Here is a 12,321-nt window from a genome sequence, read left to right as displayed (position 1 = left end):
AAAGCCTGTGAGAAAAATGACTCGTCCGCTGTTTGTCGCTCTGGATGGCCCCAAAGGCGTCGGCAAAACCTCGCTGTTGGAGGCCATCACTGAAGTCCTGAGGGCAGACAACCAGAAAGTCATCCGACTGTGCGAGAAAAAAAGCGACCCGTTCAGGGGCGAGACAATGCATCTGGTGAATCGACTCGTCCGACATCCCGACCGGAATCTGGAGCTGGAAGTTTGCCAACGCCTGGCTGATAGCCGCAGTTGGATTTCCCGAAACGTGCTGACCAAACAACCCGCCAACAGCATCATCCTGATCGATCGCTGGTACCCGTCCGATGCGGCGTTTCGCCGGATAGTCCCTTTCGCTGAAATCCTGCAGTTGAACATTGACCGCAACGTACAGGTGCCAGACCTGCATGTCGGGGTGGTTACAGCGGCGGAGATTTCGTGGGCGAGGGCAGGGGCACGCCGGCGTGGCTTGAGCAGCACTGTGCTTCGCGGTCTGGAGGAGCATGTCGCTTGTACTGAGGCGTTTGAGCTGGCCGCTACCGATCAGGGTTGGTTTTTGTGCCGGAATGAGGGGACGATCGAGGAAGCGACGGGGCGGGTGGTAGGGGAGATTAATCGGGTGATTAGACGCCTCCATGTCGGAAGTGTCAGTCCGCCATGCTGAGCGGCGGGGATCGGATCTAAACCCGCTGTCCTGTCACTTGATAGCACGCTCGGCGGCGTTAAGGATCGGTTCGCCGCGAGATGGGTCGGGCCTGGTAGGAGGTGGCGCTTCCTGGTTCTGGATCGCGGTACCCGTAGCGATTTCAGGCGGGGGGATCCAGCAGGGAAATCAGGCGCGGCTCGATGCTGTCGGGTTGTATCTCGAGAATTGCCAGCGTGACCGGCAATTTGAAACGCCGAGGGCCGGCGCTACCAGGGTTCACGTATAGACGATCGCCGCGCCATTCTATGCGCGGTTTGTGGGAATGGCCGGTGATGATGAGCTTTATGTCTGGATCTAGATCGGCGGGGACGTCGGCGATGTCGTGGATAAGGAGAGTGTGCCAGCCGTTGAGAGTGCAGATCAGGAAGTCGGGGAGGTCTTTGGCCCATGGGCTGCTGAGATCATTGTTGCCGCGCACGGCGTGGACGGGAGCAATTTCGGACAATTGGGCGAGAATGTCCGGGTTGCCGATGTCGCCGGCGTGGATGATCAGGTCACAGCCTTGGAGCGCGCTGATGGCTTCGGCGCGGAGGAGATTGTGAGTGTCGGATATTAGGGCGGTTTTCATGGGCCAACTCTCCGTGGACGTTTCGGGTGGGAGTGACTGTTTTCGACCCAAAGCTGACCTTCAGATGGGTAAATTTTTTTCACCTCCTGAATGGCATCTTCAAGGACTTTGCGATCCGAGCTAAAATTTTTATGCATTTCCCGTCTTGTCGATTGTTGCCAAAGACCTGATCTTTGCGCACGCGCTTGGGAAGCTTAGGTCGACCGTCCGCTCTGGGGTCAAGCTTTACCCATTTCCTCGTACGAAGCATCGACGAATGTGATGTGCTCATCCCAAGCAGCTTCAGCTAGATCCCGGATAATTTCAGCGAGCGTGTCAACATTCCCCCCCTGAGCTTCGATGCAGGCCAAGCGTCCGGGCGACCAGTCGATGACGGAACACTGTGGATACTTCCTTAGCAGTGCGGACAGCACTTCCTGAGGAGGCTCTTTGTGGATATACATGAAGTCAAAGTACGGGGCACTGGCATTCTGAAGCGGGTACACCAGAGCCCATGCATTTGATTGGCCGGGAAAGCAAATTCGGACATTACGATGCGCCCATTCCGGCCCACTGTGTTGGATGTGGCGAAGTACTTCGATGATCGAATGACAGTCGGCTATTCGGTTCATGCGATCAGGGTCAAACGTCCAGCTAGGCCCAGGCTGGGTTGCTGAATTACTGGTCTGAGGTGCACTCATTCTTGGTTTTCTCTTCATCGCATTACCTTAAGCCCGATCGGAAGAGGCGATTGACCACTTCGGTCGCAGCCTTCGTCATCAGCCGGGCGTCTTTGGTCGGGTACGGCAATTCCACTAAGCCGCCATTCGCATATTTCGCTTCCTCGGGATTGAGCATGCCGGTGCGAATGGTGACGCGGATTTTCTTGCATAGCGAGTTTTGCGCTCGGAGTTTCTCTGCTGCGCGCTGGGTGTAGGTGGCGACGGCTTCTTCACGAGCAGTCTTCTCGATCACCACGCTGAATTTCTGGCGAAGCATCCATGGATCGGCTTTCGCCAAGTCCATGGCGGTCTTGATGCCCATTGTTTCCAGATGAGCCTTCATGCGCTTGCCAATGCCCAAGACTTCGCCGACATCGGTGTTGCGCAGCGTCCAGTCGTAGCGATTGCCGCATTAGGAGTGGTGGATCTGATATCTAAAGCCTGAGGCCATTCGCATCCATTATTTAACATAATATACATTACACGTAACAAAGTATTACAAGGTTAGCGTGGTTGCCCAGGAGATTTGAATCTACGTTGGCCGCTTCAAAACCAGCTTCCCCTACAAACTGCATTCTTCCCAATCTACAGCCCTCATCCATCATCATGCGTCAGCTTTTCAATCAGCGCACTATGGTGCGGAAACTGTGCCGTGAGTTTTGCGCGATTACCGATTTCCATGTCTGCGAAATCAAACCCAGGCGAAACCGCCTCGCTGATCAAGCCAAAGCCATTTGAGCCTTCCAGTAATCGAGAGGCTTTCCAAATTCCACCCGGTACGTGCAACTGCAGTTGCTGACCAGCCAAAACATCGCTGCCCATTACCAGCGTTTGCAATGAGCCGTCGGCGTGGATCAGGTTGTATTCGATGGCGTCGCCCAACTGGAAATAATGCAGGATGTCGGACTGATTGAAATGAAACTGGCCCACTGGCGATTGCTCAGTAAGCAGATAGTAGATCGAGGTCAGCAGATATCGCGGGCCTTGCTGCGTTTCGAGGCAGTCACGGTGATCGGCTTGATAGGTTCTGCGGTAATACCCGCCCTCGACATGAGGCTGTAGATTCAGCGCAGTAATCACATCAGTTGCGTTCGGCTTGCGCTGAATCATGACCTCCGTAACAGGTACTATTTTTTGTTAGCTCAACTAAACGGTCATTTAGTGTAGTTAACGTATTTTCGAAGACAATCGACGCACTTACCCTGCTCCATTAGAAGTCTACCGTCGCCGACAGCAGATACGTTCGCGGCGTCGAAAGCGTCAATCCCGGTTCGCTGTCATCCGAAGCGCCCGCTGAGCTCCAGTAGCGTTTATCCAGCACGTTTTCGACATTGGCGCGCAAGGTGATCGTCTTCTCGTCCAGCTTGAAAGCATAGCGTGTACCTACGTCGAACCGTTCCCAGGAGTCGATTTCCTTATCATTCGCCTGATCCAGATACTGCGAACTCGAATAGATTCCACGGCTGGTCAATGTCAAACCCTGCACAGTCGGCACGTCCCACTCTGCACCAAGGTTGACGTTGTATTTCGGTGTCGCCGGTGCGCGGTTGCCGTCGAATGTGCCGTTGGTGGTGTGGGTCAGTTCGCTGTCGATGTACATCACACCGCCGAGCAATCGGAACCCCTTGAGCGGTTCGCCGAACACGCTCAGTTCTACGCCGTTGTTTTCGCGTTTGCCGTTCGGGCCGAAGACTCGTGTGGTGGCATTGGTTTCGTAGGCAGGCTGTTTGATGCGGAACACCGCTGCCGTCAGCGCATATGAGCCCGCGTCGTACTTGGCGCCGACTTCAACCTGGCGGCTGATGAATGGCGGGAAGATTTCGTCTTCGTTGATAGATGTCGATGGCGCGATCTTGCCTTGGCTCAGACCTTCCATGTAGTTGGCGTACAGCGATAATTTGTCGGTTGCCTTAAACAGAATGCCGCCCGACGGCGAGACCTTTTCTTCATCGTAAGCCGTGTCGCCCTTGATGCCGTCGCTCCAGTCATCGACTTTGACTCGCTGCCAGCGCGCCCCCAAAGTCAGCAACAGACGATCGTCGAAGAAGCCGAGCGTGTCGGACAGCGCCACGCCGCTGAAGCGATTTTCGGTGTAGACCTTGGCGTCATTGCGGGTCGGCGTGCCGGGTCTGGCGATTTCCACCGGGTCGTAGAGATTGCTGCGCCCGGCCGCGTAACGGGCGCCGCCGTTTTCGAAGTCCATATAAAAGTAGTTGGCCGCCAAGTTCACTTCATGGCTGACCGGCCCGGTCTGGAACCAGTTGCGCACCCCAGCGGTGGCCGTGCGCACGTTTTCGTCGCGAGTGAAGTCGCGCGGCTGGACGCTGAAATCACCGGCATCGTTGGTCACCGAAACGGCATGGCGCAAGAAGTCATGATTGCTTTTGCGTGCGCCGACGCCGCCATACAGCATGACCGAATCGCTGACATCGAACTCGCCGTTGACCGTGCCGAAAGTGTCTTTGGTGCGCGCCCGGCTCCAGGGTTGCGCATAGTTATCGCGCACATCATTGGCGTTTGGCACTTTGGCATTGGCGGCGACTTGCACGCGTTCCTGCGGTGCGTCGGTGTCGCGTTCGGTGTGGCCGATATCGGTGGAAAGTCGCAAGCGTTCACCACGGAAATCCAGACCAAGGACCGCCATGTCGCGATCGACGCTCTGATGATCCCATTCGGTATCACCGGACTGTTTGACCCCGTTGAAGCGCAGGCCGAACTGATTGTCTTCGCCAAAACGCCGTCCGACATCCACCGCGCCGCCGACTTGGTTGTTCGAGGCGTAATTGGCTGTCAGCGAGGTGATCGGCTTGTCGGTCGCGCGTTTCGGCACGACGTTGATCCCCCCTCCTACACTGCCCCGTGGCGAAATCCCGTTGATCAATTGGCTCGGGCCTTTGAGGATGTCGACGCGATCGGCCATTTCCATGTCGATGGTGTAAGTCGGCAACACACCGTAGAGGCCGTTGTAGGCAACATCACTGTTGAACAGGCTGAAACCACGGATGGTGAATTGCTCGTAGCGGCCACCGGCCGGGTTGGTGGCGCGTACCGAAGGGTCGCTGCCGATCAGGTCGCCGAGGGTGCGCGCCTGTTGGTTTTTCACCGTTTCGCTGGTGTAGGTGGTCATGCTGAACGGGGTTTCCATGAAATCCCTGGAGCCCAACAGCCCTTGCGAGCCACGCCGTGCAACCTGACCGCCAGCAAACACGTCGGCATCCGCTGAGCCGCTCGCGCCGAGAATAGATGTCGGCGCAAGTTGCAAGGTGCTGCCTTGCGCTGCGGGCACCAGCGTATAAGCCTGATCGCCGACCGGTTGCAGCTGCAAACCGGAACCCAGCAACAACCGGCTGAAGCCCTCCTCTACACCGAACTCGCCGGACAATCCACTGCTGTTGCGGCCGCTGACCAGCGCCGGATCCACCGAAAGATTGACTCCAGCGAGACCGGCGAAGCGCGTCAGCGCTGTACTCAGGCTACCGGCCGGGACCTGATAACTGCGGCGACTGCCGTCGTCGGCCCAGCTCGATTGAATCAACAAGGGGCTGGCGCTCAGGCTCAGCAAAAGGCTCAACTGCAACAACGGACGCAAACGACCTGGGAATACTGCGGGCATTGGAAGAAGCTCTCGATTTTGTTCACTTGCCTGGAATGACCAGCGAGGCGAAAAAAAGGGACAGGCTTCAACCGGTTTTTTCTGCGCGCGGTACCAGCGACACCCAAAATCGCGTTCGCGTGTGCACGTCGACGGGCAAACTGGCTGCCAGCAGTGCCAGCACTTGATCGGTATCGTCGAGGCGGAAACTGCCGGTGATGCGCAGCGATTCCAGCGCCGGATCCCAGCGCAGCACGCCCGAGCGGTAGCGACTCAGCTCGCGAAGGAAATCACCCAGCGGCTGGTTTTGCGCCATCAGCACACCGTCGCGCCAACCGGGCATCAACGCATCGAATGCCGTCACCGCCCCCGCGCCCGAAGCTTGCAGGCTGACTTGCTGGCCCTGCTGCAATACCAGCGCCGGGCCGTGCAGCGGCTGCAATTGCACCGAACCGCGCAGCACGCAGACCTGGCAATCGCGCGCATTGAGGCGCACCGAGATGTCGCTGTGATTGACGATCATCCGCCCATAAGGCGCGTTGACGATAAAGGCTGAATCGCCCGCCACGTTGAGCGCCATCTCGCCACGAATCAGTGTCAACTGACGTGCAGGCAGATCGACATTCACCGCGCTGTCGGTGTTGAGTTGCAATGAAGAATCCTGGGCCAACTGCACTTTGCGCCGCTCGCCAGTGCTGGTGTGCAAATCGGCGCGCCAGGCCTCCAGCGGCAGCTCCCGACTGATCAACCACGCCGCCGGCACCAGCGCCGCCACGCCCAAGGCACGCTTGAGTACCGCGCGCCGCGCCGGATCCGGCCGATCCAGGGTGGCCATGGCCAGTGTCGGCGGCAAACCTGCGAAACGCTGGCGAAGCTGCTGGATTTTCTGCCAAGCGTTCTCGTGGCGACTGTCACTGGCGCGCCAATGCTGCAATCGGGCGTGATCTTCATCACTGGCAGCGCCTGACTCGAGCAGTGCCAGCCATTGCGCCGCCGCCCGCGCCACTTCCCGCGTTTCCTCGCTGGGGGCAACGCGCATCACAGATCCACCAGCAAGCAATGCTCGTACGCCTGGGCCATGTAGCGTTTTACCGTGCGCTCGGAAACCTGCAAGCGCTCGGCGATCTCGCGGTAGCCGAGGCCCTCGAGTTGACTCCAAAGAAATGCCCGACGCACCGCACGCGGCAAGCCATCTAGCAATTCATCCAGCGCCTGCAAGGTTTCCAGCAGCAACCAGCGCTGTTCCGGCGACGGTGCGCACGCTTCCGGCAATTGCGCCAAGGCGTCGAGGTAGGCTTTTTCCAGATGGCGCCGCGTGTAGAAATTGCTCAGCAGGCGTTTGCCGACGGTGAGCAAATACGCGCGCGGCTCGCGCAACTCGGCCAGCGGCGGCGCGTTGCACAGGACGCGCAGAAAGGTGTCCTGACTGAGGTCCGCCGCATCCCACGCATTGCCCATGCGCCGGCGCAGCCAGGTTTCCAGCCAGCCGCGGTGCTCGCGATACAACTGCTGCAGGCTCTGCTCCGACGGTGACGTAGCTTCAATCATCTCAAGAGACCCTGCGCGAAGGTAGATTCAAATGAGACTGATTCTATTTAACTTCTCGAAGGACACAAAGCCTTTTTCTGCTCAGCGCTTGAGCGTTTCGCTCGGCAGCTCCTTGAACAGCGCGCGGTAACTGCTGGAAAACCGCCCCAGATGCCAGAACGACCAGCGCATCGCCACTTCCGCAACTGTGGTTTCCGTGGGCCTGCGCTTGAGCAATTCACGGTGCGCACTGTTCAGCCGCCGCAGGCGTAACCAGTGGCTCGGGGTCATCCCGGTGTAGGCCTTGAAAGCCTGTTGCAACTGGCGCAGCGGCACGCCGGCGACGTGAGAAAGTTCGAGCAGATTAACCGTGTCTTCCGGCGAATCAGCCGCCCACTCCCCCACTCTTTTGATGATCTGGCGTTCGTTGTTGCGTCGCTGCAACCCGCTGCGATCAAGGCTGGTGTGAGCGTTATCAAGGATGAACAGGCAGTCCTCAAGCAACTGTTGAGTCAGGCGATCTTTATCAAGTGGATCAGTAGCTTGCGACAACTTCGTGAGAATCGAGCTTAACCAGCCGCTGAACAAAGCGTTCTGTCCGCAGTTCAGCGGCGCCATGAACAACCCTTCGAGTTTCGCCACTTGCAAACCGTGCTCGCGGACGAAGTCCGGACCAAATACCACGGCGATTTCCCGGTAGTTCTCTGGGGTGATCCAGATGTTGCGGCTCTCTTCGTTGAGCAGGTACAGCGCGTTGTCGCTGCGATCGAAACAGAACGCCAGGGCACCGGATGGCGCACTGAAGTTCTGCTCGACCCGGGTGTTCATCTGTTCTTCGTAAACCTCGACGCCCTGCAGATCGAGATAGCGAATCTGCCCGGCGAAATGTCCCGGCGACATCTGCTGGTAATGCTGGACCCAGCCCGGTGTCGCGCGGATTTGCTCGGCCACGTCGGCGGTGTTGAACGCTTGTACCTGGAGCGGATTGCACGTTGTCATGGGGTGACCTTGCGCACTCTTTTGGTGCGCTTTGGTGCTGCTGAAAGTGGATAGATGGAATCGCAAGCCGCGCCCAAGATAGTCGCCAACGCGCCACAGGGGAAGGGGCGGAAGATGAAACCCGCCCTCCCCGGCGTCTACAAAACCAATAACGAGGTCTTTATGAACGCCCCTTTCGATCAGCTGTTCACCTGGCTGAAAGATCACAAGATTACCGAAGTCGAATGTGTGGTCAGCGACCTGACCGGCATCGCCCGCGGCAAGATTGCACCGACCAACAAGTTTCTGCATGAGCGCGGCATGCGCCTGCCGGAAAGCGTGCTGTTGCAAACGGTAACCGGGGATTTTGTCGACGACGACATCTACTACGACCTGCTTGACCCGGCCGACATTGACATGGTCTGCAAACCGGTTTCCGACGCCGTGTACGTTATTCCGTGGGCCATCGAGCCGACCGCCATCGTCATCCACGACACCTTCGACAAGTTTGGCAATCCGATCGAACTGTCGCCGCGCAACGTGCTGAAGAAAGTCCTGCAGCTCTACACCGACAAGGGCTGGAAGCCGATTGTCGCGCCGGAAATGGAGTTCTACCTGACCCAGCGCTGTGAAGATCCCGACCTGCCGCTCAAGGCACCACTGGGTCGTTCGGGCCGTGCGGAAAGCGGGCGCCAGTCATTCTCGATCGATGCCGCCAACGAATTCGATCCGTTGTTCGAAGACGTCTACGACTGGTGCGAACTGCAAGGCCTGGATCTCGACACGCTGATCCACGAAGACGGCCCGGCGCAGATGGAAATCAACTTCCGTCATGGCGATGCGCTGGATCTGGCCGACCAGATCACCGTGTTCAAGCGCACCCTGCGCGAGGCGGCGCTCAAGCACAACGTCACCGCGACGTTCATGGCCAAGCCGATCGGCGACGAGCCCGGCAGCGCCATGCACCTGCACCAGAGCGTGGTCGAGATCGCTACGGGTCAGCCGATCTTCGCCGATGCCGAGGGCAACATGAGCGAGCTGTTCCGTCATCACATCGGTGGCTTGCAGAAATACATCCCGAAAGTCCTGCCGATGTTCGCGCCGAACGTCAATTCGTTCCGCCGCTTCCTGCCGGACACCTCGGCACCGGTCAACGTCGAATGGGGTGAAGAGAACCGCACGGTGGGCCTGCGTGTGCCGACATCGGGGCCGGAATCGATGCGCGTGGAGAACCGCTTGCCCGGCGCCGACGCCAACCCGTACCTGGCGATTGCCGCAAGCCTGCTGTGCGGCTACATCGGCATGGTCGAGAAGATCGAGCCGAGCGCGGCGGTCGAAGGCCGGGCCTACGAACGGCGCAATCTACGCCTGCCCATCACCATCGAAGAAGCCCTGACGCAGATGGAAGAGTGCCCGAAGGTCGCCGAGTACCTGGGCAGCAAATTCGTCCGCGGGTACGTCGCGGTCAAACGCGCCGAGCATGAAAACTTCAAACGCGTGATCAGCTCGTGGGAGCGGGAGTTCCTGCTGCTCAGCGTCTGACGGCGCCCCGTCCCTGTGGGAGCGAGCCTGCTCGCGAAGACGGCCGCACAGTTGATCATTCCCACGCTTCCGCGTGGGAATGCATCCCGGGACGCTCTGCGTCCCATCCAAAGCCGAACGCGGAGCGTCCGTTGCGGCATTCCCACGCAGAGCGTGGGAACGATCATTACAAGAAGAGGTGTCGATATGCGTCTATTGAAATCCGTACTCCCGGTCGCGCTGAGCGTGCTGTTCAGTGCCGTAGCCCACGCCGAGCCCCAGGTCAGTGTCTACAACTGGACCGACTACATCGGCGAAACCACCCTCGCCGACTTCCAGAGCAAGACCGGGATCAAGGTGATCTACGACGTCTTCGACTCCAACGAAACCCTTGAAGGCAAACTCCTCGCCGGTCGCACCGGATACGACGTGGTGGTGCCGTCCAACCACTTCCTCGCCCGTCAGGTAAAGGCCGGCGCGTTCATGAAGCTCGATCGTTCACAGTTGCCAAACTGGAAGAACTTGGACCCAAAACTGCTTGAATTGCTCGAGAAAAATGATCCCGGCAATGCGCACTCAGTGCCTTACCTGTGGGGTACCAACGGCATCGGTTATAACGTCGACAAGGTCAAGCAAGTGCTCGGCATTGACCACATCGATTCCTGGGCCGTGCTGTTCGAACCCGAGAATCTGAAGAAGCTGAGCCAGTGCGGTGTGTCGATGATGGACTCCGCTGACGAAGTCTTCCCGGCCATCCTCAACTACATGGGCATGGACCCGCGCAGTGAAAACCCTGAAGATTACAAAAAGGCCGAAGCCAAGCTGCTGAGCATCCGCCCGTACATCACCTATTTTCATTCTTCCAAGTACGTGTCGGACCTGGCCAATGGCGACATCTGCGTCGCGTTCGGTTACTCCGGCGATGTGTTCCAGGCGGCCAACCGCGCCAAGGAAGCCAAGAACGGTGTGAATATCGCTTACGCAATCCCCAAGGAAGGCGCCAACCTGTGGTTCGATCTGCTGGCGATCCCAGCCGACGCGAGCAACGCCAAAGAGGCGCACGCCTTCATCAACTACCTGCTAGATCCGCAAGTGATCGCCAAAGTCAGCGCCACCGTCGGCTACGCCAATCCGAACCCGGCGGCCAAGCCGTTCATGGATCAGGAACTGGTCAACAACCCTGAGGTTTATCCGCCGCAGTCGGTGCTCGACAAACTCTACATTTCCTCGACCCCGCCCCAGGCGATCATGCGTCTGATGACCCGGTCGTGGAGCAAAGTGAAGTCGAACAAATGAATCAGCACAGCGCACAACACACCGGCTCTTATTACGCCGCTTCTGCGCGGGCGAGCACGCCCTACCCTGCGCTGGATGGTGATTTGCTTGCCGACGTCTGCGTAATCGGTGGCGGCTTCACTGGCGTCAATACCGCGATTGAGCTGGCGCAGCGCGGTTTGTCGGTGGTGTTGCTTGAGGCGCGACGTATCGGCTGGGGCGCCAGCGGGCGCAATGGCGGTCAGCTGATTCGCGGTATCGGCCATGAAGTCGAGGGGTTCGCTCGCTACGTTGGCCAGGACGGCGTGCGCTATCTGCAGCGCGCCGGCATCGATTCGGTGGAGCTGGTGCGCCAGCGCATCACTGAAAACGCCATCGACTGTGATCTGCGCTGGGGCTTTTGCGAACTGGCCAACACCGCCGCGCAATTCGCCGCGTTCAAGCAGGAACAGGACAGTCTCGCCGAACTCGACTATGCCCACGAAACCAGGCTGGTCGGGCCGGAGCAGATCCGTGAGCAAGTGGTCGACGCCGGTGTGTACGCCGGCGGATTGATCGACATGGGTTCAGGGCACTTGCATCCGCTTGATCTGGTGCAAGGTGAGGCGCGTCTCGCGGCAGCGCTGGGGGTGCGTATCTTTGAGCAGAGTCCGGTGCTGGAAATTCTCCATGGCCCGACTGTCGAGGTCCGTTGCGCCACGGGTTCAGTGCGCGCCGGCAGCCTGGTGCTCGGCTGCAACGCACATCTGGATGACCTCGAGCCGAAACTCAGCGGCAAGGTGCTGCCCGCCGGCAGTTACATCATCGCCACCGAGCCGCTGGACGAAAGCCGCGCCGCGCAGTTGATTCCACAGAACCTGGCGCTGTGCGATCAAAAAGTCGGACTGGACTATTACCGACTCTCGGCTGATCGACGGTTGCTGTTCGGCGGCGCTTGTCATTATTCCGGGCGCGATCCGGCGGATATCGCTGCCTACATGCGCCCGAAGATGCTCAAGGTGTTCCCGCAACTGGCCGATGTGCGAATCGACTACCAATGGGGCGGCAAGATCGGCATTACCGCCAATCGCTTCCCCCAGGTTGGCCGACTCAAACAGCACCCGAACGTGTTTTACGCGCAGGGTTATTCCGGCCATGGCCTCAACGTCACGCACTGGTGCGCGAAGTTGTTGGGCGAAGCCATTCATGCCGGGCACAGCCAAGGCATGGACGTGTTCAGCGGCGTGCCGCACATGACCTTCCCCGGTGGCCCGGCCTTGCGTTCGCCGCTGCTGGCGCTGGGCATGTTCTGGTATCGCCTGCGCGAAATGCTCGGTTAACAGGCGCTTACACTGATCGTTCCCACGCTCTGCGTGGGAACGCAGCCCGGGACGCTCCGCGTTCCAAACTCGATCAAAAGATCGCAGCCCTCGGCAGCTCCTTGCACCGCAATCGCGTCCCACGCCAGCTATACACA

General features: G+C 59.0%; 11 protein-coding genes and 1 pseudogene. 4 read left to right on the top strand and 8 right to left on the bottom strand.

The features are described 5' to 3' along the window. Positions 1 to 16: 16 nt before the first annotated feature. Complete coding sequence (locus ACYSTU_RS18645; protein ID WP_499000741.1) at positions 17 to 661, top strand: dTMP kinase; 645 nt, start codon at positions 17 to 19, stop codon at positions 659 to 661. A gap of 142 nt (positions 662 to 803) precedes the next feature. On the opposite strand, the gene ACYSTU_RS18640 is transcribed toward ACYSTU_RS18645, so the two are convergent. From ACYSTU_RS18640 to ACYSTU_RS18605, 8 genes and pseudogenes are all read right to left on the bottom strand, one after another. Next, a complete protein-coding gene (locus ACYSTU_RS18640; RefSeq protein WP_122750389.1) occupies positions 804 to 1,271 on the bottom strand; it encodes a metallophosphoesterase family protein in 468 nt (155 codons plus the stop codon). Between the two features lie 218 nt (positions 1,272 to 1,489). Next, on the bottom strand, positions 1,490 to 1,951 hold the full coding sequence (locus tag ACYSTU_RS18635) for a hypothetical protein (RefSeq protein ID WP_260470669.1): 462 nt from the start codon (positions 1,949 to 1,951) through the stop codon (positions 1,490 to 1,492). 25 nt (positions 1,952 to 1,976) lie between these two features. Continuing rightward, positions 1,977 to 2,369: pseudogene (locus tag ACYSTU_RS18630) on the bottom strand (DinB/UmuC family translesion DNA polymerase); the annotation flags it as partial. Between the two features lie 197 nt (positions 2,370 to 2,566). After that, entirely contained in the window at positions 2,567 to 3,082 is a 516-nt protein-coding gene (locus ACYSTU_RS18625; protein ID WP_499000737.1) for a cupin domain-containing protein, read from the bottom strand. A gap of 100 nt (positions 3,083 to 3,182) precedes the next feature. Continuing rightward, positions 3,183 to 5,585, bottom strand: a complete 2,403-nt coding sequence (locus ACYSTU_RS18620; protein ID WP_499000734.1) for a TonB-dependent siderophore receptor — start codon at positions 5,583 to 5,585, stop codon at positions 3,183 to 3,185. 67 nt (positions 5,586 to 5,652) lie between these two features. Next, positions 5,653 to 6,603 (bottom strand): FecR domain-containing protein, encoded by a 951-nt coding sequence (locus ACYSTU_RS18615; protein ID WP_123442483.1) that lies wholly within the window; start codon positions 6,601 to 6,603, stop codon positions 5,653 to 5,655. Continuing rightward, a complete protein-coding gene (locus ACYSTU_RS18610) occupies positions 6,603 to 7,112 on the bottom strand; it encodes a sigma-70 family RNA polymerase sigma factor (RefSeq protein WP_123442484.1) in 510 nt (169 codons plus the stop codon). Before ACYSTU_RS18610 ends, ACYSTU_RS18615 begins: the two co-directional genes overlap by 1 nt. Before the next feature lie 81 nt (positions 7,113 to 7,193). Then, the gene (locus ACYSTU_RS18605) at positions 7,194 to 8,090 is read right to left on the bottom strand and encodes a helix-turn-helix domain-containing protein (RefSeq protein WP_499000730.1); all 897 of its coding nucleotides are present in this window, start codon (positions 8,088 to 8,090) and stop codon (positions 7,194 to 7,196) included. Between the two features lie 162 nt (positions 8,091 to 8,252). Here ACYSTU_RS18605 and ACYSTU_RS18600 point away from each other — a divergent pair, with 162 nt between their 5' ends. From ACYSTU_RS18600 to ACYSTU_RS18590, 3 genes are all read left to right on the top strand, one after another. Next, the gene (locus ACYSTU_RS18600; protein ID WP_016774729.1) at positions 8,253 to 9,611 is read left to right on the top strand and encodes a glutamine synthetase family protein; all 1,359 of its coding nucleotides are present in this window, start codon (positions 8,253 to 8,255) and stop codon (positions 9,609 to 9,611) included. A 186-nt stretch (positions 9,612 to 9,797) separates the two neighbouring features. Next, complete coding sequence (locus tag ACYSTU_RS18595) at positions 9,798 to 10,886, top strand: polyamine ABC transporter substrate-binding protein (RefSeq protein WP_122603353.1); 1,089 nt, start codon at positions 9,798 to 9,800, stop codon at positions 10,884 to 10,886. Beyond that, positions 10,883 to 12,184: an NAD(P)/FAD-dependent oxidoreductase gene (locus ACYSTU_RS18590; protein ID WP_499000726.1), complete on the top strand. Its 1,302-nt coding sequence runs from the start codon at positions 10,883 to 10,885 to the stop codon at positions 12,182 to 12,184. Before ACYSTU_RS18595 ends, ACYSTU_RS18590 begins: the two co-directional genes overlap by 4 nt. The last annotated feature ends 137 nt before the right edge of the window (positions 12,185 to 12,321 follow it).

It is taken from the genome of Pseudomonas glycinis (assembly GCF_054871425.1).
Note: the sequence above shows the minus strand (reverse complement) of the source record. Positions and strands in the feature narration are given on the sequence as shown.

What these genes read in the sequence shown, in the direction of transcription:
- ACYSTU_RS18590 (WP_499000726.1), top strand. Translation starts at nt 10,883, where the DNA reads ATGAATCAGCACAGCGCACAACACACCGGCTCTTATTACGCCGCTTCT.
- ACYSTU_RS18615 (WP_123442483.1), bottom strand. Translation starts at nt 6,603, where the DNA reads ATGCGCGTTGCCCCCAGCGAGGAAACGCGGGAAGTGGCGCGGGCGGCG.
- ACYSTU_RS18620 (WP_499000734.1), bottom strand. Translation starts at nt 5,585, where the DNA reads ATGCCCGCAGTATTCCCAGGTCGTTTGCGTCCGTTGTTGCAGTTGAGC.
- ACYSTU_RS18610 (WP_123442484.1), bottom strand. Translation starts at nt 7,112, where the DNA reads ATGATTGAAGCTACGTCACCGTCGGAGCAGAGCCTGCAGCAGTTGTAT.
- ACYSTU_RS18635 (WP_260470669.1), bottom strand. Translation starts at nt 1,951, where the DNA reads ATGAGTGCACCTCAGACCAGTAATTCAGCAACCCAGCCTGGGCCTAGC.
- ACYSTU_RS18605 (WP_499000730.1), bottom strand. Translation starts at nt 8,090, where the DNA reads ATGACAACGTGCAATCCGCTCCAGGTACAAGCGTTCAACACCGCCGAC.
- ACYSTU_RS18640 (WP_122750389.1), bottom strand. Translation starts at nt 1,271, where the DNA reads ATGAAAACCGCCCTAATATCCGACACTCACAATCTCCTCCGCGCCGAA.
- ACYSTU_RS18645 (WP_499000741.1), top strand. Translation starts at nt 17, where the DNA reads ATGACTCGTCCGCTGTTTGTCGCTCTGGATGGCCCCAAAGGCGTCGGC.
- ACYSTU_RS18595 (WP_122603353.1), top strand. Translation starts at nt 9,798, where the DNA reads ATGCGTCTATTGAAATCCGTACTCCCGGTCGCGCTGAGCGTGCTGTTC.
- ACYSTU_RS18625 (WP_499000737.1), bottom strand. Translation starts at nt 3,082, where the DNA reads ATGATTCAGCGCAAGCCGAACGCAACTGATGTGATTACTGCGCTGAAT.
- ACYSTU_RS18600 (WP_016774729.1), top strand. Translation starts at nt 8,253, where the DNA reads ATGAACGCCCCTTTCGATCAGCTGTTCACCTGGCTGAAAGATCACAAG.